This window comes from Gilvimarinus sp. 1_MG-2023 (genome assembly GCF_030548285.1).
In genome coordinates, this window is sequence record NZ_JAUOSC010001743.1 from 1 (window position 1) to 235 (window position 235).

The window sequence follows — 235 nt, forward strand, 5'->3', positions numbered from 1 at the left end:
GATAGTCGGGGGTGGTGCAACGGAATCCGGTACGACCACCAATAACCAGGCCGCTCTTGTCGGCGGTGTCCGCCAGCGCATGCCATGATGAGCCAAAATCTTTCAGGTGATCAAGGTTGGTCTGGTGGTCTTGGGGGCGGAGCGTCAGATCCTGGTCGTTCTGATGATAGGTTGCCCCCAATACCAGCTGACCTTGCCGTGCCGGTGCCATATAGCTGCGGCCACACAGCACGGT

The 235-nt window shown here is 59.1% G+C and carries 1 pseudogene; it reads right to left on the bottom strand.

The window, feature by feature from the left end:
* Positions 1-235: pseudogene (locus Q4563_RS22710) on the bottom strand (amino acid oxidase); the annotation flags it as partial.